The organism is Actinoplanes hulinensis (assembly GCF_019429605.1).
GTDB lineage: Bacteria > Actinomycetota > Actinomycetes > Mycobacteriales > Micromonosporaceae > Actinoplanes > Actinoplanes campanulatus.
The window spans coordinates 61,108-85,196 of the sequence record NZ_JAHXZI010000021.1; the positions used below are offsets into that span (position 1 = coordinate 61,108).

The 24,089-nt window shown below is 71.2% G+C and carries 22 protein-coding genes; 11 read left to right on the forward strand and 11 right to left on the reverse strand.

Going from position 1 to position 24,089, the window contains the following annotated elements; genetic code table 11:
- The gene (locus tag KZ829_RS33420; RefSeq protein WP_220147829.1) at positions 1–846 is read right to left on the reverse strand and encodes a hypothetical protein; all 846 of its coding nucleotides are present in this window, start codon (positions 844–846) and stop codon (positions 1–3) included.
- A 323-nt stretch (positions 847–1,169) separates the two neighbouring features.
- Between KZ829_RS33420 and KZ829_RS44225 the strand changes: the two genes are divergently transcribed.
- A complete protein-coding gene (locus KZ829_RS44225; RefSeq protein WP_220147830.1) occupies positions 1,170–2,297 on the forward strand; it encodes a hypothetical protein in 1,128 nt (375 codons plus the stop codon).
- A gap of 7 nt (positions 2,298–2,304) precedes the next feature.
- Here the strand turns inward: KZ829_RS44225 and KZ829_RS33430 are convergent, their stop codons facing one another.
- Together KZ829_RS33430 and KZ829_RS33435 are read right to left on the reverse strand one after the other, a co-directional pair.
- The gene (locus KZ829_RS33430) at positions 2,305–3,687 is read right to left on the reverse strand and encodes an O-antigen ligase family protein (RefSeq protein WP_220147831.1); all 1,383 of its coding nucleotides are present in this window, start codon (positions 3,685–3,687) and stop codon (positions 2,305–2,307) included.
- Between the two features lie 11 nt (positions 3,688–3,698).
- Positions 3,699–4,583, reverse strand: a complete 885-nt coding sequence (locus KZ829_RS33435) for a hypothetical protein (RefSeq protein ID WP_220147832.1) — start codon at positions 4,581–4,583, stop codon at positions 3,699–3,701.
- Positions 4,584–4,997: 414 nt separating this feature from the next.
- On the opposite strand from KZ829_RS33435, the gene KZ829_RS33440 reads away from it, so the two are divergent.
- Genes KZ829_RS33440 through KZ829_RS33450 form a run of 3 tightly spaced genes read left to right on the forward strand, consistent with a single transcriptional unit; the run spans position 4,998 to position 7,801 of the window.
- Positions 4,998–6,284: a glycosyltransferase family 4 protein gene (locus KZ829_RS33440; RefSeq protein WP_220147833.1), complete on the forward strand. Its 1,287-nt coding sequence runs from the start codon at positions 4,998–5,000 to the stop codon at positions 6,282–6,284.
- Positions 6,281–7,126: a glycosyltransferase family 2 protein gene (locus KZ829_RS33445; RefSeq protein WP_220147834.1), complete on the forward strand. Its 846-nt coding sequence runs from the start codon at positions 6,281–6,283 to the stop codon at positions 7,124–7,126. The genes KZ829_RS33440 and KZ829_RS33445 overlap by 4 nt, the downstream gene beginning before the upstream one ends.
- A 6-nt stretch (positions 7,127–7,132) precedes the next feature.
- The gene (locus KZ829_RS33450) at positions 7,133–7,801 is read left to right on the forward strand and encodes a polysaccharide deacetylase family protein (protein WP_220147835.1); all 669 of its coding nucleotides are present in this window, start codon (positions 7,133–7,135) and stop codon (positions 7,799–7,801) included.
- On the opposite strand, the gene KZ829_RS33455 is transcribed toward KZ829_RS33450, so the two are convergent.
- The 5 genes from KZ829_RS33455 to rfbA form a co-directional block, all read right to left on the reverse strand.
- Positions 7,793–8,728, reverse strand: a complete 936-nt coding sequence (locus KZ829_RS33455) for a glycosyltransferase (protein ID WP_220147836.1) — start codon at positions 8,726–8,728, stop codon at positions 7,793–7,795. The two genes, KZ829_RS33450 and KZ829_RS33455, sit on opposite strands and share 9 nt — an antisense overlap.
- The gene (locus KZ829_RS33460) at positions 8,725–10,146 is read right to left on the reverse strand and encodes a UDP-glucose dehydrogenase family protein (RefSeq protein ID WP_372453949.1); all 1,422 of its coding nucleotides are present in this window, start codon (positions 10,144–10,146) and stop codon (positions 8,725–8,727) included. The genes KZ829_RS33455 and KZ829_RS33460 overlap by 4 nt, the downstream gene beginning before the upstream one ends.
- Entirely contained in the window at positions 10,071–11,549 is a 1,479-nt protein-coding gene (locus KZ829_RS33465) for a sugar transferase (RefSeq protein WP_308285765.1), read from the reverse strand. The genes KZ829_RS33460 and KZ829_RS33465 overlap by 76 nt, the downstream gene beginning before the upstream one ends.
- 237 nt (positions 11,550–11,786) lie before the next feature.
- A complete protein-coding gene (locus tag KZ829_RS33470) occupies positions 11,787–12,398 on the reverse strand; it encodes a dTDP-4-dehydrorhamnose 3,5-epimerase family protein (RefSeq protein ID WP_220147839.1) in 612 nt (203 codons plus the stop codon).
- Positions 12,395–13,249, reverse strand: coding sequence for a glucose-1-phosphate thymidylyltransferase RfbA (gene rfbA, locus KZ829_RS33475; RefSeq protein ID WP_220147840.1), 855 nt, complete (start codon positions 13,247–13,249; stop codon positions 12,395–12,397). The genes KZ829_RS33470 and rfbA overlap by 4 nt, the downstream gene beginning before the upstream one ends.
- 46 nt (positions 13,250–13,295) lie before the next feature.
- Here rfbA and rfbB point away from each other — a divergent pair, with 46 nt between their 5' ends.
- The gene (gene rfbB / locus KZ829_RS33480) at positions 13,296–14,273 is read left to right on the forward strand and encodes a dTDP-glucose 4,6-dehydratase (RefSeq protein WP_220147841.1); all 978 of its coding nucleotides are present in this window, start codon (positions 13,296–13,298) and stop codon (positions 14,271–14,273) included.
- Complete coding sequence (gene rfbD / locus KZ829_RS33485) at positions 14,273–15,151, forward strand: dTDP-4-dehydrorhamnose reductase (protein ID WP_220147842.1); 879 nt, start codon at positions 14,273–14,275, stop codon at positions 15,149–15,151. The genes rfbB and rfbD overlap by 1 nt, the downstream gene beginning before the upstream one ends.
- 74 nt (positions 15,152–15,225) lie before the next feature.
- Here rfbD and KZ829_RS33490 read toward each other — a convergent pair whose 3' ends face one another.
- Genes KZ829_RS33490 through KZ829_RS33500 form a run of 3 tightly spaced genes read right to left on the reverse strand, consistent with a single transcriptional unit; the run spans position 15,226 to position 18,198 of the window.
- Positions 15,226–16,737, reverse strand: coding sequence for a tripartite tricarboxylate transporter permease (locus tag KZ829_RS33490; protein WP_308285773.1), 1,512 nt, complete (start codon positions 16,735–16,737; stop codon positions 15,226–15,228).
- A gap of 25 nt (positions 16,738–16,762) precedes the next feature.
- The gene (locus KZ829_RS33495; RefSeq protein WP_220147843.1) at positions 16,763–17,212 is read right to left on the reverse strand and encodes a tripartite tricarboxylate transporter TctB family protein; all 450 of its coding nucleotides are present in this window, start codon (positions 17,210–17,212) and stop codon (positions 16,763–16,765) included.
- Entirely contained in the window at positions 17,209–18,198 is a 990-nt protein-coding gene (locus tag KZ829_RS33500; RefSeq protein WP_220147844.1) for a tripartite tricarboxylate transporter substrate binding protein, read from the reverse strand. The genes KZ829_RS33495 and KZ829_RS33500 overlap by 4 nt, the downstream gene beginning before the upstream one ends.
- A gap of 103 nt (positions 18,199–18,301) precedes the next feature.
- Here KZ829_RS33500 and KZ829_RS33505 point away from each other — a divergent pair, with 103 nt between their 5' ends.
- From KZ829_RS33505 to KZ829_RS33525, 5 genes are all read left to right on the forward strand, one after another.
- Positions 18,302–19,189 (forward strand): LysR family transcriptional regulator, encoded by an 888-nt coding sequence (locus KZ829_RS33505; RefSeq protein WP_220147845.1) that lies wholly within the window; start codon positions 18,302–18,304, stop codon positions 19,187–19,189.
- Between the two features lie 63 nt (positions 19,190–19,252).
- A complete protein-coding gene (gene kdgD / locus KZ829_RS33510) occupies positions 19,253–20,170 on the forward strand; it encodes a 5-dehydro-4-deoxyglucarate dehydratase (protein ID WP_220147846.1) in 918 nt (305 codons plus the stop codon).
- The gene (locus KZ829_RS33515) at positions 20,167–21,489 is read left to right on the forward strand and encodes an enolase C-terminal domain-like protein (RefSeq protein ID WP_220147847.1); all 1,323 of its coding nucleotides are present in this window, start codon (positions 20,167–20,169) and stop codon (positions 21,487–21,489) included. The genes kdgD and KZ829_RS33515 overlap by 4 nt, the downstream gene beginning before the upstream one ends.
- Before the next feature lie 3 nt (positions 21,490–21,492).
- Positions 21,493–22,620, forward strand: coding sequence for an L-talarate/galactarate dehydratase (locus KZ829_RS33520; protein WP_220147848.1), 1,128 nt, complete (start codon positions 21,493–21,495; stop codon positions 22,618–22,620).
- A complete protein-coding gene (locus tag KZ829_RS33525; RefSeq protein ID WP_220147849.1) occupies positions 22,617–24,089 on the forward strand; it encodes an aldehyde dehydrogenase family protein in 1,473 nt (490 codons plus the stop codon). The genes KZ829_RS33520 and KZ829_RS33525 overlap by 4 nt, the downstream gene beginning before the upstream one ends.

Consider the following 24,089-nt stretch of genomic DNA (forward strand, 5'->3'; position numbering starts at 1 on the left):
TCACCAGTTGAGGCTGACCAGCTCGCTGTAGAGGTAGTCGATGTCGTCCGGGCCCAGGCTCCCGCTGCGGAACATCTTGTGCCGGGGCGAGCCCAGCAGCCGCGACAGCGCGGGGCGCGGGCCGGTCACCCGCAGCTCGGCGAGGGTGAGCGGCACGCCGTGGCGCAGCAGCAGGTGGCTGAACAGCCGGCGGCGCATCCGGCGGAACAGGGCGGGATCGCTGACGTAGAGGATCGAGGCGAACAACGGCAGGCCCTTGCGCCGGTCCCGTCGGAAGATCACCAGGCACGACTCGGCGCCGTCGGTCAGCAGCACGTGCCGGGCGGCGGGCGCGTCGGCGTGGTCCAGGTAGCGGGCCAGGGTGGGGCCGGTGAGCGCGCGGCGGATGCGGTCCGGGTCGGCGGTGACCCGGCGGCGGCCCGGAACGGCCGGCCACGGCAGGTTGGGCACCAGGGCGGTCGCGGTGTCCAGAGGGGTGAAGCCGAGCCGGGTGTTGATCGGCACGACGTTGCCGCTCGGCGAGAGGTCGGTGAAGTGGTAGCCAGGCTGGGCGAGCAGCGCCTTGAGCAGTTTCAGGCTGTGGAACCGGTGCTCCGGCAGCACACACCAGGCCCCGAGGTTGCAGAACCGTTCGGTGTGCCCGCCGATCTCCCGCTCCGAGTAGAAGGCGAGCAGCGCGCCGGCCACCGCCCCGTCGTCGTCGAGAAGCATCCGCCCGTGGTCGGGAGCGTCCACCTTCCACGGCACGTCGACGGCGCGGACCCAGTCCTCGACGGGGACGCGGGTGTTGAGATTGGCGTGGAGGAACTCCGCGACCATCCGGACGTCGTCGGCGGTGATGGGCACTACCCGAACACCCAAAACGGAATCCCCTTCAAGTTCGCGATCGCGCAGACCGTACCGCGCCGAAACGCCGGCACACCCGGCTCTGGCGGATTCCCGTCAGAGCGCCGGAAGTCCGGCCATGATCCGTTACGGTGCACGGCGACCCGCGCGAAAACATGTCATCCCGTCCACACTCGACGGAACCCGCTGAACGGCCGGGAAATAGAGCCTGTCGGGCGCGAATAGCCGGCCCCCGGCGTGCCGCATTGCATTTACTCTTGTCTGTCACCGTGAACGAGCCGGTCAATGGACCATCCGAAGTGACATCGGAGGGAAGAACCGTCGTGAATCAGCAGCAGACGCCCGGCGGGCACCGCCGGCGCCGGCCCTGGATCGCCATCGCCGCCACGGCCGCCGCCGTCGTCGCCGCCACCGCGGGCGCCGCCGTCTACCGGTTCGCGCCCGGCGCGGAACCGGCGAACACCAGCGCCGCCCAGCCCGCCGGGCCACCGGCCGCCTCCGTCGGCGCCCCGTCCGTGCCGGTCTCGGCACGGCCCAGCCTGTCGCTCGGCCCGGCCACCACCGCCTCCGCCTCGGCCAGTGCCAAGGCGTCCGCGTCGCCCAGCCGGTCGACGGCCCGCCCGGCGGGTGGTGGGAGCTGCGCGCTGCCGGCCTACCCGACGGAGTCGTGCGCCGGCGTGCCCGCCGGATGGGCGCCGAAGAAGACCGTCGAGGGCGACCTGAAGATCACCAAGGCCGGCACCACGATCGAGAACTACCTGGTCAAGGGCAGCATCACGGTGCAGGCGGACAACGTCACCATCCGCAACAGCCGGGTCTACGGCCAGATCAACAACTTCGTCGGCGACCGCATCTACGGGCCGCTCACCATGATCGGGCTGGAGGCGGTCAACCCGCCCGGCCAGGAGTTCACCACCAACGGCGAGTTCGCCGTCGGCACCGCCGACTTCACCTGCCGGCGCTGCAAGATCATCAACCGGATCGAGGGCTTCCGGGCCGGCGGCAGCAGCAGCGCGGGCGCCGGGCCGATCCTCATCGAGGACTCGTTCGTCCAACTCGCCGTCCCACCCGGCCTCTGCGCCAGCGAGGACCCGCACGGCGACGGCGTGCAGGGCTACGGCGGCCCGCACATCACCCTGCGGCACAACACCATCGACCAGCGGCAGGACGACTGCCCCACCGCGCCGATCTTCATCCCGGACGCCCAGGGCAACAACGGCGGGGCGGTCGACGACAACCTGCTGGCCGGCGGTGGATACGCACTACGGCTGGGCGGCGGCCAGTTCTCCTCGGTGACCGGCAACAAGATCGTTCAGGGCACGGCGGCGTACGGCCCGGTCGAGGTCACCTGCAGCGAGATCGGCGAGTGGGGCGGCAACGCGGTCGTCACCTACGACTGGGCGACCGGCCGGATCAAGAAGGAGACCAAGAAGATCACCGAGTGCGGCTGAGCTGCCCTCAGCCCAGAATGCGGCGCACCGTGGAGGTCCGGACGGTGCGCCGCGGATGGGTGAAGCGCCACACCGCCCCGCACAGGCCGGACAGCGCGGCCAGGGTGAAGGCGAAGGTGGTGAACCCGAGCGAGTCGAAGGTGCCGCCGACCACGATGGCCAGCACCTGCGTGGCGATCAGGGCCGCGCAGAGATGCCGGTCCTCCTCCGACTGCGAGCGGCGCAGCGCGACCGACGCCAGCACGATGCAGGTGAGGTGCAGCGTGGCCAGCGCCAGGACACCGATGATCCCGCAGGTCACCAGGGTGTAGAGCCACTGGTTGTCGAGGATGATGTAGAGGTCCGGGATCAGCGTGCCCGGACCCCGGCCCAGCCAGGGGCGCTGGGAGAACCAGTGGGCGATGTACTCGTAGTCCTTGGTGCGCCCCTCGATGCTGGGGTCCGCCTCCACCCACAGGAACATCGACTTGAGGGTGCCGAGCAGGCCCGGGCGGACCACACTCATCGCGCCCATCACGGCGATGCTGATCACCGCCAGGTTGTAGCGGACCCGCCAGTTCCACGCGGTGATGAACATGACCAGGAAGGCGACGCCGAGGGCCACCACGCCGGTCCGCGAGATCGCGATCGGGATCGCCACCGCGATGACCAGCGTCAGCGCGCCGAACATGATCCGGCTGCGCCGGCTCTTCGCGAAGCGGGCGAAGTGCAGACCGAAGGGTACGGCCATGGCGAGGACCGTGCTGAACTCGATGTAGTGGGTCGCGGTGCCGGCGACCCGGAAGAGGCCGTCACCGCGCTTCTGGAAGTCGGCCAGATCCGACTTGAGTTCCAGGCCGGGCACCACGAGGTGCTGGGCGACGTCGTACTCGAACAGCGACTGGATGAGCCCGACCAGCGACATGAACGCGGCCGCCCAGACGAACACCTGAATGATCTTGCGAAGCCGGGCCCAGTTGGCGATCCCGTCGGCCGCCATCAGCACCAGCCCGAGGAACTGGAACGTGATCAGCAACGTGAAGGTCTGGCCGTTGGCCTCCAGGGTGGGCAGGCCTCGCAGCATCCCGGCGATGCACGACGCCAGGATCGACATCAGGTAGAACAGGCAGGCCCAGCGCAACGGCTGCGGCCCGATCATCAGCAGTTGCGGGCTCAGGCGCGCCAGGACCCACCAGGCGAACAGCGCCAGCGCCAGCAGCAGCGCGGGCCGGCCGGCGAAGGTCAGCGCCGGCACGATCAGGGTGGCCGGCAGCCCGTAGAGCAGGCAGAACAGCAGGCAGATGACCCCGGCCACGTCCAGTCGCACCCGCAGACGGCGGGACGTGTACGTGCCCGGCGCGATCAGGGACGGCTCGAGATCGACCGGATGGTGCAGTGTCGGCGCCGCCATGGCCGGCCGGCTCAGGAACGGTGCGACGGGTGCGACACCGGCAGCACGACGGTGGAGTCCACCGGCGCGTCCGGCACGGCCCGGTGGCCCGGCGCGCTCCGCTTACGGGCCTCCCCGTTGCGCTGCTCCTCGGACCGGCGCTCGCCGGTGTAGACGTTGTTGCGCGCGGGCTGGGCCGGCGGCTGCGGCCGGATGACCTGGGTCCGCTCCGACGAGGAGGACGCCGCCTCCGACGGGGTGGGCTCGGTGTCGGCCGGCGTGCCCGGGGAGCCGTCACGGCGGCTCGCGCGGCGGCGCAGCCAGTAGTCCAGCGCGATGGTGGACGCGGTCGTCAGCAGCACGCCGAGGCCGGCCGCCACGATGAGCACCCGTTTGCGGGTGCCGCTGTCCACTTCGGGCGCGCTGCCGTCGTTGATCACCAGGGTGGAGATGGTGTCCTCGGCGAGGGTGCCGTACTGCTTCTGCTTGGCCTCGATGTCGTCCTGGAGCAGCTTGATGATCTTTTGCACGGTGCCGGAGGCCTGCTCCCGGCTGTCACCGACGACCTCGATCTCGAAGAGCGGGGTGCGCTCGTTGAGGACCACGGTGATGCTGTCCGAATACCCCTCGGCGGCCAGCTTCTCCAGCGTCGTCGTGTTGGTGACGGTGAGGGCGGCCGCGTTGCCCAGGGCCGCGTAACCCAGGTCGAGCCACGGGTTCGCCGGCCGGGGCTTGGCGTTCGGGTTCGGCGCTTTGCCGGTGCTGGGCGCCGGGATCAGCTGCATGTAGCCCATGGCCTTGTAGTCGGGGGCCACCGTCTGGGCGGCACCGGCCACCACCGCGACCGAGGCCAGCAGCATCGGCACGGCGAAATACCACCGGCGGAGCAGCAGCCTGGTCAGGTCCCAGAGGTCCACGGTTTCCCTCTCGTCATCGGGTCGAATCGCCGACCTGTCACGACACGGATCCGCGAGACGGCAGCAGTGGCCAAGTTTCCACCGCATCCCCGATCTTAGGCAACCGGCCGGACGGCTCCCATCGAACATGAACCCGAGGCCTTGTCATAAAGCTGACAAACCGTTTCGCATTTGCCGAAGATCCACAAGGGATCCCCCCATATCGGCGAATTTGATGGCAACCGTCGATCCATCATGTACGGACAATCTCCGTGATGTCCGCCGACGTACGTCCTACCCGATTTTTTCACTGATGTCGGTCTATGGGTTGCCGCCGGTGAAAGGATGACTCAGCCCCGGCCGGACAGCCGGTTGCTCCGCCGAGCGTCCACTTGGCACTGTCGTCGGCGGACTTCGAAGGAGACGAACGCGTCGATGGCTCGAAACCCGCACATCACCATCCTCATCGCCAATCTGCCGGCCGAGCGCGACCGCCGGGTGATCCGTGAGTGCCTGACCCTGGAGGCCGCGGGATTCGAGGTGACCGTCATCGCGCCACGCGGTGACAAGAGCCTGCGCGTGCTGCCGGGCAGCCGGAACACCCGGCTCAGGCCGTACCCGGTGAAGGTCTACGGCAGTGGCGTGCTGACCTTCGCCGTCGAGTTCGCCTGGTCCTTCCTCTGCATCGCGGTCCGCCTGATCGGCGAGATCCTGGCCGGGCGCGCGCACGCCGTCCAGGTCTGCAACCCGCCGGACGTCTACTGGCCGCTCGCCCTGCTGCTGCGCGCCCTCGGCCGGCCGTGGGTCTTCGACCACCACGACCTGTGCCCGGAGGTCTACGCGTCCCGGGTGGGCAGCGACGGCGTCGCCCGGGAACCCAACCGGTGGGTCACCCGGATCCTGGTCGCGATGGAGTGGCTCACCCTGCGCACGGCGACCGAGGTGGTCGCCACCAACGAGTCGTTCAAGGACAACGCGGTCCGCCGGGGTGTCCGGCCGGAGAAGGTGACCGTGGTCCGCAACGGACCGGCCGGCCGCGAGATCACCGGCGAACCCGACGAGGTCACCCCCGCCGACGGCGTGCTGAACGTCGTCTACCTCGGTGTCTTCGGCCCACAGGACAACGTCGAGGGCGTCGTGCTGGCCGCCGAGGAGCTGGCCCGCCGGCGGGGCCGCACCGGCTGGCGGATGATCCTGGCCGGTGACGGCGAGAGCATGCCGTCGGTGCGCCGCCTCGCCGCCGAGCGCAAGGTCGAGGACCTGGTCGAGTTCACCGGCTGGCTCGACGGCCCGGCCGTCGACGAGCTGCTGCGCGAGGCGGTCATCGCGGTCCAGCCGGACCTGCCGACCCGGATGAACGACCTGTCGACCATGGCGAAGACCGTCGAGTACGTGGGCCGCGGACTGCCGGTGATCGCGGCCGACCTGACCGAGACCCGCCGCACCCTCGGTGACGCCGGCGTCTACGTGCCGGCCGGCGCCCCCGGGGAGTTCGCCGAGGCCATCGACGAGCTGCTCGACGATCCCGCGCGGCGGCAGCGGATGCGCAAGCTGGGCCGCGAGCGGTTCCTCGGCCTGCTGTCCTGGGAGCACCAGGCCGGGCCGTACGCCGCGGTCTTCCGGCGGCTGCTCGCCAAGCGCTTGCCGCCGCCCACGACCGGCGCCCGGATCCCCCGGCAGCGCACCGGCAGCACCGAACCGGCCCCGGAGAAGCAGGGATGACCAGCATCGTCATCGCCGCGCACGACGAGGCGGCGGTGATCGGGCGCTGCCTGGACGCGCTGCTGAGCGACGCGCGGCCCGGCGAGTTCGACATCACCGTGGTCGCCAACGGGTGCACCGACGACACCGTCGCGGTCGCCCGGAGCCGCCCGGGCGTACGCGTCATCGACCTGGCGACCGCCGGGAAGTCCCCGGCCCTCAACGCCGGTGACGAGGCCGCCGCCGGATTCCCGCGCGTCTACCTGGACGCCGACGTGGTACTGACCACCGCCGCGGTGCGATCGCTCACCGCGGCCCTGGAGAACGCGCCGGCCGCCACGGTCGGCCGGGAACTCGACGTCTCCGGGCGGCCGCTGCCGGTGCGCGCGTACTACGCGATCCACGGGCGGCTGCCGGTGCTGCGCGACGGCCTGTTCGGGCGGGGTGTGGTGGCGCTGTCGGAGAAGGGGCGGGCCCGGTTCGGGCGGTTCCCCGACCTGGTCGCCGACGACCTCTTCCTCGACTCACAGTTCGCCCGCGAGGAGAAGGCGCACGTCACGGCTTACACCTCGAAGGTCGCCACCCCGCGCCGCACCGGCGACCTGATCCGCCGTCTGGTCCGTGTCCGCGGCGGCAACGCCGCGATGCGCGCGGCGGCGGCCCGTGGAGAGGTCACCGTGCCGGTCCGGTCCGCGGACCGGTCCTCCTGGCTGCGCGACGTCGTCCTGCCGCGGCCGTGGCTGGCTCCCGCGGCGCTCTGCTACGTGGCGATCACCGTGCTGGCGGCGGTCGCCGCGAAACGGGCCGATGACGGCGGCGCCGCATGGGGCCGCGACGAATCCTCCCGGCAATCCGACTCCTAGGGAATCATGGCTAACGACTCGGTCATCAACGTCTGCTTCCACGGCATCGGCACCCCGCAGCGGGAGCTCGAGCCCGGTGAGGACCGGTACTGGATCAGCGAGGAACTGTTCGGCGCCGTCCTCGACGAGATCCGCGACTGGCCCGGCCTGCGGATCAGCTTCGACGACAGCAACACCTCGGATGTCGGGATCGGCCTGCCCGCCCTGCTCCGGCGTGGCCTGACCGCCGACTTCTTCGTTCTCGCCGGCCGGCTCGACAGCCCCGGCAGCCTCGGCCCGGAGGAGGTCCGGCTGCTGCACCGCAGCGGCATGACCGTCGGCACGCACGGCATGCGGCACGTTCCATGGCGGGGTCTGGACCCGGCCGCGTCCGACGAGGAGCTGGTCACCGCCCGCGAGCGCCTCACCGAGGTGGTCGGCGCCGACGTGTCGACGGCGGCGTGCCCGCTCGGCCGGTACGACCGCACGCTTCTCACCCGCATGCGGCGCCTCGGTTACACCCGCGTCTTCACCAGCGACCGCCGCCCCGCCCGTGCCACGCAGTGGCTGCAGCCCCGCTACACGGTCCGCAACGACGACACCCCGGGTTCCCTGCGCGACGAGGCGCTCCAGGGCCCGTCCCCGATGTCCCGTCTCAAGCTGGAGACCGTCGGTGTGATCAAACGGCTACGCTGACGCGCGGCCGTGGACCGTGTGCGGGCCCGGGGTCTCCCGGAGCCGGGCCGGGCTCACCAGGGAGCGGACCGCGCGCCGGCTGGGCGCCTTGCCGAGCACCGCACGGCTGCTCTCCCGCAGCAGCAGCGCCGCCCAGAAGGCCACCGCGAGCAGCCGGTTGTGGCGGCGGCTGTAGAGACGCACCCGGTTGACGCTGAGCAGCGCCCACAGCGCGGGTGAGACCCGCGAGTCGCCCTCCAGGTGGACGGCGTGGACCGCCGGGGTGAACCGGGTGACGAAGCCCGCGTCGCGGGCGCGCAGGGCGAAGTCGGTCTCCTCGGAGTAGAGGAAGAACGACTCGTCCCAGGGTGCGATCGCCTCCCAGCACTCCGCGCTGATCAGCATGGTGGAGCCCTCGGCCCAGTCGGTGACCGTCTCGGCCCGGTAGCGGCGCGGGTCGGTGACGACCTCGCCGAGGGCCGGGATCCGGCCGGCCCGGCCGGCGCCGAGGAACGCGTCGCCGAGGATGCGGCGTACCGCCGGCTCGCGGCGCATGGTCTCGATGAGCTCGCCGTCACCGTCGAGCAGCAAGGGTACGGCGATGCCGGTCCCCTCGGTGCGCAGGACGCCGAGCAGCGCCCGGATGCAGCCGGGGGTCAGCCGGACGTCGGGGTTGAGCACGAGCACCGCGGTGAACGGGCCGGACTTGGCGACGGCGGCGTTGATGCCGGCCGCGTAGCCCGCGTTACGGCCCATCTCGACGACGGTGGCGTCCGGCGCCAGCCGCCGCAGCGTGGCCACCGTGTCGTCGGCCGAGTCGTTGTCGGCGACGGTCAGGTGCCAGTCGACGCCGTCGAGGCCGGGCCCGAGCGAGGAGAGCAGGTCGGCGAGCAGGCGCTCGCTGTTGTACGTGACGACGACGACCGCGACCGTCTCCGTGCTGTTCACCTACGGTGCTCCTTTTCGAGGGGTGCCACGGTGGGCCGGCCGAGCGCCCGGTACTCCCAGCCGGCGGCCCGCCAGCCGGCCGGGTCGAGCGCGTGCCGCCCGTCGACGATCTTGCGGTGGCGGACCACGGCGGCCATCGCGGACGGCGCGATCTCGCGGAACTCGTTCCACTCGGTCAGCAGCACCACGACGTCGGCGCCACGGGCCGCGTCCAGGGCGCTGGTCGAGTACTCCAGGCCGGGGTGCGCGCGCCGGGCGCTCTCCAGAGCGGCGGGGTCGTAGACGACCACCGTGGCGCCGGCGGCCCGCAGCCGCTCGGCCACGTCGAGGGCGGGCGCGTCGCGGATGTCGTCGGAGTTCGGCTTGAACGCGGCGCCCAGCGCGGCCACCCGTTTGCCGGCCACGTCACCGCCGCAGATCTCCACGACCAGATCCACGGTACGGGCGCGCCGTCGCCGGTTGATGCCATCGATCTCGCGCAGGAACCCGACCGCCTGGCCGACACCCAGCTCCTCGGCCCGGTGCGCGAACGCCCGGATGTCCTTGGGCAGGCAGCCGCCGCCGAAGCCGAGCCCGGGCCGCAGGAACCGGCCGCCGATCCGGTCGTCGTAGGCCAGCGCCTCGGCCAGGTCGTGCACGTCGGCGCCGGTGGCCTCGCAGATCTCGGCCATCGCGTTGATGTAGGAGATCTTGGTGGCCAGGAACGAGTTGGCCGCCACCTTCACCAGCTCGGCGGTCTGGAGGTCGGTCACCTTCACCGGCACGCCCTGGGCGAGCACCGGCTCGAAGGCGTCGCGCAGGCGCTCTTCGGCCCACGCCGAGGTGACCCCGAGGACGAGCCGGTCGGGCCGCATCGTGTCGTCGACGGCGAAGCCCTCGCGCAGGAACTCCGGGTTCCACGCCAGCTCCGCCTCGTTCCCGGCCGGGGCCAGCTCGCGCAGCAGCCCGGCGAGGCGGGCCGCCGTGCCGACCGGGACGGTGGACTTGCCGACCACCAGGGCGCGGCGGCGCAGGCAGGGCGCGAGCATGGTGACGGCCGCGTCCACGTACGTCAGATCGGCGGCCTCGGAATCCGCCTGCTGGGGCGTGCCCACGCAGATGAAATGCACGTCGCCGAAGTCGCCGGCCTCGGCGAACGAGGTGGTGAACCGCAGCCGGCCGGAGTCCAGCGCCTTGGTGAGCAGCTCGGGCAGGCCGGGCTCGAAGAACGGCACCTGGCCGGAGGCGAGCTTCTCGATCTTGGAGGTGTCGACGTCGACGCCGAGGACCTCGTGGCCCATGACGGCCATGCAGATGGCGTGGGTGGCGCCGAGATAGCCGGTGCCGATGACGGTGAGCCTCATCAGTACGCCCCCGAACTGCGCACCACCGCGCTCACGGTACGGAAGAGGATGGCCAGATCCATGGCGAGCGACCAGTTCTCGACGTAGGTGAGGTCGAGCCGGATGGACTCCTCCCAGGACAGGTCGGACCGTCCGGAGACCTGCCACAGGCCGGTGAGTCCGGGTTTCACCACCAGCCGGCGGCGCATGTCGGCCGGGTAGTCGGCGACCTCCTTGGCCAGCGGCGGGCGTGGGCCGACCAGTGACATGTCGCCCTTCACCACGTTCATCAGCTGGGGCAGCTCGTCGACGGAGAACCGGCGCAGCCAGCGGCCGATCGGCGTGATCCGCGGGTCCTGTCGCATCTTGAACAGCGCGCCGTCGGTGTCGTTGAGGTCGCCCAGCTCGAAGAGGCGGGCCTCGGCGTCGACCTGCATGGTGCGGAACTTGTACAGCGTGAACAGGCGGCCGTCCTTGCCGACCCGCTCCTGCTTGAAGATGGCCGGGCCGCGGCCGCCGGGCAGGAACCGGACCAGTGCGGCGACCGTCGCCAGGACCGGCGAGGCGAGCAACAGCAGCAGCATGGCGCCGACCCGGTCGAAGATCTCCTTGACCGCGCGGGCGCTGCCCTTGAGCCGTGGGTGCTCGACGTGCAGCATCGGCAGGCCGTCGACCGGGCGGATGGTGGTGCGGTCGCCGGCCACGTCGACCAGGGTGCTGGCCACGATGAGGTCGACGTCGTCGCGCTCCAGCTGCCAGGCGAGGCGGCGCAGCGCGGGCCCGTCGATCTCCGGGCAGGAGAGCACGATGACGGTGTCGGCGTCGGAGCGGGCGACCGCCGTGGCGACGTCGTCGAACGTCCCGTACAGCGGGGGCAGGCCCGGGGTGGCCGCGGTGCGGGCCGGGCCGGGCGGCAGGCAGGCGCCGATCACGCCGAGGCCGTGGTAGCGCTCGCGGCTCAGCCGGCGGGTCATGTCGATGACGGCCCGCTCGTGGCCGACCAGCACCACCCGGTTGAGATGCCGGCCGCGGGCCCAGGACCGGTGCAGGCGCTGCCGGTAGATGTAACGGGCGCCGAGGTCGACCAGGATGGCGAGCGGCATCGCGATGCTCACATAACCGCGAGCCAAACGCAGATCGAACGCGAAGGAGACAATGGCCAGAGCGGCGGTCAACGCCAATCCGGCGCGGAATACCCGGGCGTACTCCTCGGTGCCCACGAAGAGGTGACGGGGCTCGTACGCTCTGTTGATCGCGAGGCACGTGACCCATGCGATCGGTAATAGCAGGGTCAACAGCAGGTAATCACGCTGGTGCGGATCGGTCCCGGAGGCGCCGAACCGCAGCAGCAGCGCCCCGGAGGAGGCGCAGAGGCCGACGCCGAAGTCGATGAGGTAGAGGGTCCAGGCATACCGGCTCTGCCATCCGCTACGGGCCGCACTGGCCTTGGAGCGGGCCTTGAGCTGCGAAGCCGTCGCCGCGAGGTCGACGGTCTCCACGGATTCAATTGTCTGCACGCCTTGCCCCCACACTGCGTTGGACTCATGATCCACTAATCCGGGCGCTCGGGCACCCCGGAACCTTCCCATGGATGAAACCCACGGGACACATGAGACAGACTCTCAATGCCCCCAGGTCCGCGCTACAGCTTTACGTGCGACGGAAATGGCGATTCGGATGATGCCGGGAACCGATACGTCGGAAGGTGTCCAACTCGGACTATCCGGCATTGTCAACTATCGACTGTCGTCAATCCGACGCAATGTTTCGACAAACCTGTTACATGCGTCGTAACGCGGGAGCAGACCTTTCGCGCCCGCCTCCCCCAGATCCGGCGCGGCGGCGTCCTTGGCGGACAGTACGGGTTCCCCCACCGGCCAGGCAATGCCGAGTTCCGGATCAAGCGGATGAATCCCGTGCTCGCGGCCCGGGCGGTAGGTGGACGAGCACAGGTACGCCACCGTCGCCCCCTCGGTCAGGGCGCAGAACCCGTGCCCCAGACCCTCGGCCAGATAGACGGCGCGCCGGTCCTCGTCGTCCAGCCGGACCGCCTCCCAGGAGCCGAACGTCGGCGATCCGACACGGATGTCCACGACCACGTCGAGGACCGCGCCGGACACACACGTCACGTACTTCGCCTGACCCGGGGGCACATCGGCGAAGTGGATGCCGCGGACCACACCGCGCGCCGACGTCGACAGGTTCGCCTGGGCCAGGTCGAGCGGATGCCCGACCGCCTCGGCCAGCGCGTCGAACCGGTACCACTCCAGGAAACGGCCCCGGTCGTCGCCGTGCTGCACCGGGGTGACCTCGAAGGCGCCCTCGATGCCCAGCGGGCGGATCTTCATCGCAGGCCCCCGTCCAGGAGCCGGACGAGGTACTGCCCGTACCCGCTCTTCAGCAGCGGATCGGCCAGCTCACGCAGCTGATCGCCGGAGATGAACCCGGCCCGCCAGGCCGCCTCCTCGACACAGCCGATCTTCAGGCCCTGCCGCTCCTCGATCACCCGGACGTACTCGGACGCCTGAACCATCGACTGGAACGTGCCGGTGTCCAGCCACACCGTGCCCCGGTCCAGCACCGTCACGTCGAGCCGGCCCTGGCGCAGGTACTCCTCGTTCACCGCGGTGATCTCCAGTTCGCCGCGGTCGCTCGGCACCAGCCGGCCGGCGATCTCCACCACGTCGGCGTCGTAGAAGTACAGGCCGGGGACCACGTACGTCGACTTGGGCTTCTCGGGTTTCTCCTCGATCGACAGCACCCGGCCGTCGTCGTCGAACTCCACGACGCCGTACCGCTCCGGGTCGGCCACCGGGTAGGCGAACACCCGGCCGCCGGAGGGCTCGGTGAAGCCGCCCAGCCCGTGGAAGATGTTGTCGCCCAGGATCAGCGCCACCGGCTCGTCACCGATGAAGCCGGCGCCGATCCGGAAGGCCTGGGCGATGCCGTCCGGCCGCGGCTGCACCGCGTAGGTCAGCTCCAGGCCGAACCGGCTCCCGTCACCGAGCAGCCGGTGGAAGTGCGGCTGGTCCTCGGGCGTCGTGATCACCAGGATCTCGCGGACCCCGGCCGACACCAGCGTGGACAGCGGGTAGTAGATCATCGGTTTGTCGAAGATGGGCATCAGCTGTTTGGACATGGCCATGGTGATGGGCCACAGCCGTGAGCCGGTCCCCCCGGCGAGCAGAATTCCGCGCACCGGGCGACCCTAATCAGGGTCCGCCAACCGTCTACACTCGCCACTCGTGCAGATTTTCGTGACCGGTGGTGCCGGTTTCATCGGATCGGCCTACGTCAGGGCCCTCTTGCAGGACGAGTACGCGGGCATGGCCGGTGCGTCGGTGACCGTTCTGGATCTGTTGTCCTATTCAGGAAATCGTGACAACCTCCCACTGTCGGATTCCCGACTGCGTTTCATAGAGGGAGACATTTCCGATTCTGATCTCCTCCGGGACTTACTCCCCGGCCACGACGCGGTCGTCCATTTCGCCGCCGAATCACACGTGGATCGATCGATTTCGGGCGCGCTCCCGTTCGTGACCACCAACGTGCTCGGCACCCAGGTCCTCCTCGACGCGGCCCGCGCCGCCGGGGTCGGCCGCTTCGTGCACGTCTCCACCGACGAGGTGTACGGCTCGATCGCCGAGGGCTCGTGGACCGAGACCTGGCCACTCGCGCCGAACTCGCCGTACGCCGCCTCCAAGGCCGGCTCCGACCTGCTCGCCCTGGCCGCGCACCGCACCCACGGCATGGACGTGGTGGTCACCCGCTGCTCCAACAACTACGGGCCGCACCAGTTCCCGGAGAAGGTCATCCCGCTCTTCGTCACCAACCTGCTGGACGGCAAACCGGTCCCGCTCTACGGCGACGGCGGCAACATCCGCGACTGGCTGCACGTCGCCGACCACTGCCGCGGCATCCAACTGGTGCTGGAGAAGGGCCGGTCCGGCGAGGTCTACCACATCGGCGGCGGCACCGAGCTGTCCAACCGCGAGCTGACCGGGCGTCTCCTGGAGGCGTGCGGCGCCGGCTGGGACATGGTCCGCCCGGTCGCCGACCGCAAGGGCCACGACCGCCGCTACTCCCTGGACATCAGCAAGATCAGCGAGGAGCTGGGCTACTCGCCGCGGGTCGGCCTGGCGGACGGCCTGGCCGCCACGGTCGCCTGGTACCGCGACAACCGCGCCTGGTGGGAACCCCTCAAGTCCCGGGCCGGCCTCTGATGCCGCCCGCCGGCCCCGCGCCCGCCGCCGGCCTGCGCTGGCTGATCACCGGGGCCGGCGGGATGCTCGGCCGCGACCTCCAGAGGGTCCTGGCCGAGTCCGGCGAGACCGATGTGGTCGCCGCCACCCGCGCCGACCTGGACATCACCGACCCGGTCGAGGTCCGCGACGCGGTGGCCGGCGCCGACATCGTCCTCAACACCGCCGCCTGGACGAACGTCGACGGCGCCGAGACCGGCGAGGCGAGCGCCACCGCGATCAACGGGCTCGCCGTCCGGCTGCTCGCGCACATCGCCGGCAAACGCCTCATCCACGTCTCCACCGACTACGTCTTCGACGGCTCCGCGACCACCCCGATCCCCGAGGACACCGCGCACGCCCCGATCAACGCCTACGGCCGCGGCAAGGCGATCGGCGAACGGGCCGTCCTCGACTCCGGCGGCTACGTGGTCCGCACCGCCTGGCTCTACGGCGAACACGGCCCCAACTTCGTCCGCACCATGCTCACCCTGGCCGCCACCCGCGACACCCTGGACGTGGTCGACGACCAGGAAGGCCCACCCACCTGGTCCTACGCCCTGGCGAGGCAGTTGGTGGCACTGTCCCGCGCCGCCGTCGCGGGCGATGCCGCCCCCGGCGCGTACCACGGCACCGCCGCCGGCTCCACGACGTGGTTCGGCCTGGCCCGGGCGGTCTTCGAGGAGGCCGGCCTCGACCCCGGCCGGGTCCGTCCCACCACGAGCGACCGGTTCCCGCGCCCGGCTCGCCGCCCCGCCTACAGCGTCCTGTCGCACGTCCGCTGGTCCGGAACGGGCATCGCCCCACTTCCCCACTGGCGCGCCCAGCTCACCGAAGCGATGCCCCTGTTCCTGCCCTGACGTGGTCCAGCCAGGACTTCCGCCGTCGCCCACCCCCTTTGCCCCGGTACGCGGTGGACACCCTGGGCAGGCGGTCACGGCTCACCCACCCTGGCGGTACCCGGGGAGGTCTCGCCGTGACCGGCGCTACGGCGGAGCAGGGTCTGGGCCAAGGGCAGCAGGATCACCGCCAGGAAGACGGCGAACAGGACGCCGGAGATGGGCCGGGTGAGGAAGCCGGTCGGGTCGCCGTCGAAGAGCAGCAGGGACCGCCGCAACGAGGTCTCCAGGAGGCTGCCGAGGACGAACGCGAGGACCATCGGCCCGGGGTCGAATCCGGTCTTCTTCATCAGGTAGCCGAGCACCCCGAACGCGATGACCAGGCCGATGTCGAAGACGCTGTTGTTGACCGTGTACGCCCCGATCAGCGTGATCAGCACGGTGACCGGGGCCAGCACGGTGGCCCGGACCCGCAGTATGCGGACGAACACGCCGAGCAGCGGAATACTCATGATCAGCAAGAGGACGTTGCCGAGGTACATCGAGTTGACGACGCCCCAGAACAGTTCCGGATGTTCGGTGACCAGTTGCGGGCCCGGCGTCACGCCCTGGATGAGCAGCGCCCCGAAGATCACCGCCATGGTGGCGTTGGCGGGGATGCCGAGCGACAGCAGCGGGATGAACGACGAGGTGGCGGCCGCGTTGTTGGCGCTCTCCGGTGCGGCGACGCCCTCGATGGCGCCGTGCCCGAAGCGTTCCGGGTGCGGGGAGCGACGCTTCTCCATGGCGTACGCGGCGAGCGAGGAGAGCACCGCCCCGCCGCCCGGCAGGATCCCGAGGGCGAAGCCGATGACCGAGCCCCGGCCGATGGCGCCGGACGACTCCCGCAGGTCGGCGCGGCTCGGCCACACCTTGGTGACCTCGGCCGGCGCCTGCACGGCCCGGTGTCGTTCCTCCAGGTTGTAGAGGATCTCGCCGAGCCCGAAAAGACCCATCGCGATCGGTACGAAGTCGAGCCCGTCGGCGAGGGACAGGGTGCCGAAGGTGAACCGTTCGGCGCTGGTGAAGTCGTCCCGGCCGACCGTGGCGAGCAGCAACCCGATGCTCGCGGCGGCGAGTGCCCGGATCCGGCCGCCGGTCGAGATGGTGGCGACCAGCATGATGCCGAGCAGGGCGAGCACGGTGTATTCCGGTGGCCCGAAGTCGAGCGCGAATCCGGCGACGACCGGCGCGATGAGGCTGAGCGCCACGATGGAGAGGGTGCCGCCGACGAAGGAGCCGATGGCGGCGATGCCGAGGGCGGCGCCGGCCCGGCCCTGTCGGGCGAGCGCGTGGCCGTCGAAGACGGTGACCACCGAGGAGGCCTCGCCGGGCAGCCGCAGCAGGACCGAGGTGATGGTGCCGCCGTACTGGGCGCCGTAGAAGATGCCGGCCAGCATGATGATCGCGGTGACCGGCTCCATGCCGTAGGTGACGGGGAGCAGGATGGCGATGGTGGCGGCCGGGCCGAGGCCGGGCAGGACGCCGATGAGCATGCCGATGACGACGCCGACGAGGCAGTAGAGCAGATTCTCCGGTTCGAGGACGACGGCGAATCCGTCGAGCACCGAGGACAACGGTCCTCCTGGGGGATCAGAACAGATGGGGGATGGTGACGTCGAGCGCGCCGACGAACAGTGCGTAGAGGACGACGACGATGCCGAGACTGACGGCGATCGAGACGCGCCAGGTCTCCCGGCCGAGGAAGCGCAGCCAGACGAGGGCCAGCACCGCGGTGGGGATCTCGAAGCCGATGGTGGCGATCACCGCGACGTAGCCGATCATCGTGCCGACCGCGGCGAGCACGAGCAGGCCGCCGCGGGTGAACCGTTCCGCCTCCCGGGAGTGCCGGGCCTGTACGGCGAGGGCGATGCCGAGGCCGGTCAGTGCCACGCCGACGATCAGCGGCCACGTCCCGGGACCGGGCTCGGAGGGGTCGCCGGCGCCGAGGGAGAGGGAGCCGGCGATCGCCGCGCCGCCGAGGAGGACCACGACGGCGGCGGCGATCAGGTTGCCGGCCGGCCCGGCGGGTTCGCCGGTCACTTACCGCTCAGATTGATCTGGTACTGGTCCACGAGGCCACGATAGGTCTCCAGCGATCCGTTCCACTGCCGGCGGAGAGCCGCCCCGTCCACCTCGTTCGCGGTCAGCAGCCGCTTGGCGTTGAAGTCCCGGTACGCCTGCTCGGCGAAGCCCTTCTGGAAGGCCGCCCGCAGCCGGTCGAGCACCTCCTTCGGGGTGCCCTTGGGCGCCACGACGGCCCGCGACTGCTGGACCGGCACGTTGTACCCGGCCTCGGTAGCGGTCGGGGTGTCCGGCATGTAGCTGGGCCGCTGGGTGGCGAAGGTGACCAGCGGGACCGCCTTGCCCGCCTCGATCTGCTCCTTGGCCTCGCCGAGCTGGACGGCGGCGACGTCGACCTGGGCGCCGAGGACGGCGGTCAGCGCCGGGGCGCCGCCGTTGAACGGCACGGCGGTGGCGTCCACTCCGGCCTGGGCGAACAGCAGCGTCTGGGTGAGCTGGCTGCCGGTGCCGACGCCGGTGGTGGCGAACTTGATCGGCCGCTTGGCGCCGACCAGGTCCTTGATCGTCTTGAAGCCGGTCTTCGGGTGGGTGATCAGCACGAAGTCGTCCTGCGAGATGCCGCTGACCACCTCGTAGTCGTTGATGTCGACGGCCTGGTCGGCCGGTACGGCCAGCGGCGTGATGTAGGCCAGCGAGCCCACGAAGACCATGAGCGTGTACCCGTCGTTCTCGGCGGCGGCGAGTTCCTTGGCGGCGACCGCCCCGTTGGCGCCGGGCCGGTTCTGCACGGTGATCGGCTGCCCGAGGTCCCTGCTCGCCGGGTCGGCCAGGGCTCGTCCGATGAGGTCGGTGCTGCCGCCGGCGTCCTGGCCGATGAGCAGGGTGACGGCCCGTTCCGGGTAGGCGGCGGTGGCGCCGCTGTCACCGTCGGAGCCGAGGTTGCCGCCGCAGCCGGCGAGGACGAGCAGTCCGGCGAGGCCGATCGCGGGGAGCGTTATTTTCATCGGGAAACTCCCGGTGTGAGGGGGGTCACTGGTGCGGCGAGCGTATGGCCCTCCTTTCATGCATGTCCAAGCCCAATAGTGCATTGACTGATACCTTTTCGGCATGACGTACACGCTGGAGCAGCTGCGTGGTCTCGTGGCGGTGGCGGAGGAGCTGCACTTCGGCCGGGCGGCGGCCCGGCTGCGGATGACCCAGCCGCCGCTGAGCAGGCAGATCCAGAAACTGGAGGCGGCCGTCGGCGCGCAACTGCTGGAGCGGGACACCCGCCGGGTCATGCTGACCCCGGCCGGGCACGCGTTCCTGGCCGAGGCGCGGCGGATCCTGAGCATCGCCGAGGCCGCGCCGGCACTGGCCCAGCGGGTGTCGTCCGGGTTCCGCGGCCTGGTCCGGATGGCGTTCACCTCGGCGTCCACGTTCGGCATCCTGGGCCGGCTGCTCAACGAGCTGGAGTCACAGCTGCCCGAGGTGCACCTGGAGCTGTACGAGATGGTCACCCGGGAACAGATCGACGCCCTGACCGGCGAGGACATCGACCTGGGCCTGGCCCGCCCGCCGTTCGACCCGGAGCTGTTCGAGTCCCGGCTGCTGCACCGGGAGGCGCTGCTGCTGGCGGTCCACGAGGAACACCCGCTGGCCGGGCTGGACCGGGCCGTGGTCCCGGCCGACCTGGCCACCGAGCCGCTGATCTTCCACTCCCAGCAGAAGGCGCGGTACTTCTACGACCTGGTGGTGAGCATGGTGCCGCTGGCCCAGGAGCGGGTGGTGCACAGCGTCAGCCAGGTGATGACGATGCTGTGGCTGGTGTCGGCCGGGCGCGGTGTGGCGTTCGTGCCGGCGTCGGCGCGCCTGGTCGGGGTGCCGGCTGTGGCGTTCCTGCCGATCGCCACGCCGATCGCCGAGCCGGTCGAGCTGCACCTGCTGTGGCCGCGCCGGTCGCACAATCCGGCACTGGTCCGGGTGCTGGGCGCCCTGGAGAATGCGATGCTCTAGGGGTATCAATCGATGCCGAAACACTCTTGGACAGGCATCACCGTCCGTTCCTACGGTGACCGGGTGACCCACTTTCCCCCTCTCGACCTGGCCGCCCGGCTGGCCTCGGGCCTGCTGTCGTTCCCCGTCACCCACTTCGACGACGATCTCGCCTTCGATGAGCCCCGCTACCGGGAGCACCTCGCGTGGCAGGCGAGCCACGGCGTCGCCGGACTGTTCGCCGCCGGTGGCACCGGCGAGGGCTTCTCGCTGACCAGCGCCGAGATCGACACCGTGGTACGGACCGCGGTCGACGAGGTGGGCGCGGACGTGCCGGTGGTCGCCCCGGCCACCGGCGGCACCGCGCAGGCGGTCGCCGAGGCCCGCGCCGCCGAGGCCGCCGGCGCCGCCGGGATCCTGCTGTTCCCGCCGTACCTGACCGAGGCCAGCCAGGCCGGGATCGTCGCGCACGTGGAGGCGGTGTGCCGGGCCACCCGGCTCGGTGTGATCGTCTACAGCCGGGCCAACGCCGTGCTCGAGGACGTGACCGTCGCCGAACTGGCCGACCGCAACCCGACACTGGTCGGCCTGAAGGACGGCGTCGGCGACATCGAGCGGATGACCCGGACGTACGCGAGGGTCGGCGACCGGCTGATCTACATCGGCGGGTTGCCCACCGCCGAGACGTTCGCGCTGCCGCTGCTCCAGCTCGGGGTGAGCACCTACTCGTCGGCGCTGTACAACTTCCTGCCCGGGTTCGCGCTGCGCTTCCACTCCGCGGTGCGCGCCCAGGACCGGGCCGCCGTCTACGGGATGCTCAACGACTTCGTGATCCCCTACCTGGACATCCGGGACCGGGCCCGCGGCTATGCGGTCTCCATCATCAAGGCCGGGCTCACCGCGGTCGGGCGCGACGGCGGCCGGGTGCGGCCACCGCTGACCGACCTGACCGCCGACGAACGCGCCGACCTCACCCGGCTCATCGACAAGGTGCGCACATGAGACCCACCGTCGAGCGGATCGAGGTCGTCCCGGTCGCCGGGCACGACAGCATGCTGCTCAACCTCAGCGGCGCCCACGGGCCGTGCTTCACCCGTACCGTCGTGATCCTCACCGACAGCGAGGGACGCATCGGCGTGGGCGAAGTCCCCGGCGGTGAGGCCATCCGGCGCACTCTCGCATCCGCCGGTGAGCTGCTGACCGGCCGGCCGGTCGCGGAATACGCCTCGCTGCTGCGCGGCTTCGCGCAGGTCCACGCCGGCCAGGATTCCCCAGGGCGAGGACATCAGACGTACGACCTGCGCGTCACCGTCCACGCGGTGACCGCCCTGGAGTCGGCGCTGCTCGACCTGCTCGGCCAGCACCTCGGGGTGCCGGTCGCGGAACTGCTCGGCGAAGGCAGGCAGCGGGACCGCGTGCCGGTGCTCGGCTACCTGTTCTACATCGGCGACACGTCCCGCACCGACCTGCCCTACCTGCGTGAGAGCAGCCCGGCCGACGACTGGGAACGGCTACGCCGCACCCCCGCGCTCACCCCGTCGTCCATCGTGGCCCTCGCCGAGGCGGCCCAGGCCCGGTACGGCTTCGGCGACTTCAAACTCAAGGGCGGCGTGTTCCCCGGCGAACGGGAGATCGAGGCGGTGCACGCCCTCGCCGAACGGTTCCCCCGCGCCCGGATCACCCTGGACCCGAACGGCGGCTGGCTGCTCGCCGACGCCGTCCGCCTCTGCGAGGACCTGGGCGGTGTGCTGGCCTACGCCGAGGATCCGGTCGGCGCCGAGGGCGAGATGTCCGGGCGGGAGACGATGGCCGAGTTCCGCCGCGCCACCGGCCTGCGCACCGCCACCAACATGATCGCCACCGACTGGCGGCAGATGGCCCACGCCGTCCGCGCGAACGCCGTCGACATCCCGCTCGCCGACCCGCACTTCTGGACCATGCGCGGCTCGGTACGCGTGGCGCAGCTCTGCCACGACTTCGGGCTCACCTGGGGCTCGCACTCCAACAACCACTTCGACATCTCGCTCGCCATGTTCACGCACGTCGGCGCGGCCGCACCCGGCGAGATCACCGCCCTCGACACGCACTGGATCTGGCAGGACGGGCAGCGACTGACCCGCGAGCCGTTGCCGATCCGCGACGGCGCCATCACCGTGCCGTCCACGCCCGGCCTCGGTGTCGAACTGGACCGGGAGGCGCTTGCCGCCGCCCACGAGCTCTACCTGTCCCGGGGGCTCAGCGGCCGCGACGACGCCGCGGCCATGCAGTACCTCATTCCCGGCTGGCGCTTCGACCGCAAGCGCCCCTGTCTGGTTCGGTGACCCATGCCTGACGCCATCATCGGCCTCACCCTCTCCTCCGTCACGCTGCCGCTCCAGCACGCGATCAGCGACGCCAAGGTGCTCACCGGACGGCAACGGCCGATGACCGAGGTCGCCTTCCTGTTCGCCGAGATCCGTACCGCCGAGGGTTGCGAGGGGGTGGGTTTCGGCTACAGCAAGCGGGCCGGTGGCCCGGCCCAGTTCGCGCACGCGCGGGAGGTCGCGCCGGACCTGATCGGCGAGGATCCCAGCGACATCCAACGGCTCTGGACCAAACTCGTCTGGGCCGGGGCGTCGGTGGGCCGCAGCGGCGCCGCTACCCAGGCCATCGCCGCGATCGACGTGGCGCTCTGGGATCTCAAGGCGAAACGGGCCGGGCTCCCGCTGGCGAAGCTGCTCGGCGCGCACCGCGACTCGATCCGCTGCTACGACACCTCGGGCGGGTTCCTGCACGAGCCGATAGAGCAGATCCTCGACAACGCCACCCGGTCGCTCGGCGCGGGGATCGGCGGCATCAAGATCAAAGTCGGACACCCTTCGGGCGCCACAGACCTTTCCCGGGTACGGGCGGTGCGCGAACACCTCGGCGACGAAGTTCCGCTGATGGTGGACGCCAACCAGCAGTGGGACCGGCCGACGGCACAACGGATGGGCCGCGCCCTGGAGGAGTTCGGGCTGGTCTGGATCGAGGAGCCGCTGGACGCGTACGACGCCGAGGGCCACGCCGCGCTGGCCCGCACACTGGACACCGCGGTCGCCTCCGGTGAGATGCTGACCAGTGTGGCCGAACACCACGAGCTGATCCGGCACGGCGCCGTCGACATCATCCAGCCCGACGCCCCGCGCATCGGCGGCATCACCCAGTTCCTGCGGCTGGCCGCCCTCGCCGAACACGCCAACCTGATCATGGCGCCGCACTTCGCCATGGAGATCCACGCCCACCTCGCGGCGGCCTACCCGCACGAGCCGTGGATCGAGCACTTCGACTGGCTGCACCCACTCTTCGAGGAGCGCCTGGAGATCCGCGACGGGCGCATCCACCTGTCCGCCCGCCCCGGGCTGGGCGTCACCATCAGTGGCCAGGCCCGGAAGTGGACCGTCGACCGCGCCGACATCGGAGGACCCGCGTGACCACCGTGCCCAGCATCGACCCGCGCACCGGCAAGACCGTCGAGATCGCCGCCAAGGAGACCGGAACCGCCCGGGTGGACGAGATCTGCGCGGCCGCGCTCGCCGCCGCCGGGCCGCTCGAGGAGATGGGCCGCGACGGGCGGGCCGCCCTGCTCGACGATCTGGCCACGGCGCTGGAGGAACACCGGGAACGGATCGTCGCGGTCGCCGACCGGGAGACGGCGCTCGGGGCGGCTCGGCTCAACGGCGAACTGACCCGCACCTGCTACCAGCTCCGGCTGTTCGGGGAGGTGCTACGCGACGGCGGCTACCTGGAGGCGGCCGTCGACCACGCCGGGGATACGCCGATGGGGCCGCGGCCGGATCTGCGGCGGATGCTCGTACCGGTCGGGCCGGTCGCGGTCTTCGGAGCCAGCAACTTCCCACTCGCCTTCTCGGTTCCGGGCGGCGACACCGCCTCGGCCATCGCGGCCGGAAGCCCGGTCGTTCTCAAGGCCCACCACTCGCATCCGGCCACCTCGCAGCTCTGCTGCGAGATCCTGGCCGCGGCCGCCGCCAAGGCCGGCGCGCCCGCCGGCACGTTCGGCATCGTGCACGGGTTGCGGGCGGGCGCCGACCTGGCCGCACACCCGGCGATCCGGGCGGTCGGCTTCACCGGCTCGGTGGCCGGGGCCAAAGCCCTGCTCGCGGTGATCGAGAAGCGGCCCGAGCCGATCCCGTTCTACGGGGAGCTGAGCAGCCTCAACCCGGTCGTGGTCACGCCCGCCGCGGCCGCCGACCGCGCCGGGCGGATCGGAGCCGAGTTCGCCGCCTCGTTCACCCTCGGGGCCGGTCAGTTCTGCACGAAACCCGGCCTCGCGTTCGTCCCTGCCGGCCCGGACGGCGACGCCGTGGTGGCCGCGGCTCAGGCCGCGATCGCCGAGATGGCCCCGATGGTGATGCTCAACGCCGGCATCGCCGCCGCCTACCAGCACAGCACCGCCACCGACGGCGGCGGCGACGCTCGGCGGGGCACGCCGATGCTGTTCACCGCCGAGGCCGGCGACCTTCCGCCGGAGGCCACCGGGGAACGCTTCGGGCCGGTCTCGGTGATCGCCCGCTACACCGGCGAGGAGGACCTGCTCGCGGCGATCGCCACGCTGCCGCCCTCGCTCACCGCTACCGTGCACCGCGGGCCCGGGGAGACGGCCCTGCCCGCAGAGCTGGCCCGCCGCTTCCGGCCGCACACCGGCCGGCTCATCTTCGACGGCTACCCCACCGGCGTGGCCGTCGCCTGGGCCCAGCACCACGGCGGTCCGTGGCCGGCCACCAACACCCAGCACACCTCGGTCGGCGCCACCGCGATCCGCCGCTTCCTGCGCCCGGTGACCTGGCAGGACGCGCCCACCGACCTGCTCCCCGCGGAACTACGTGACGGATACGACAGCATTCCGCGACGAATCGACGGAGTGTTCCGGGCGAGACTCTGA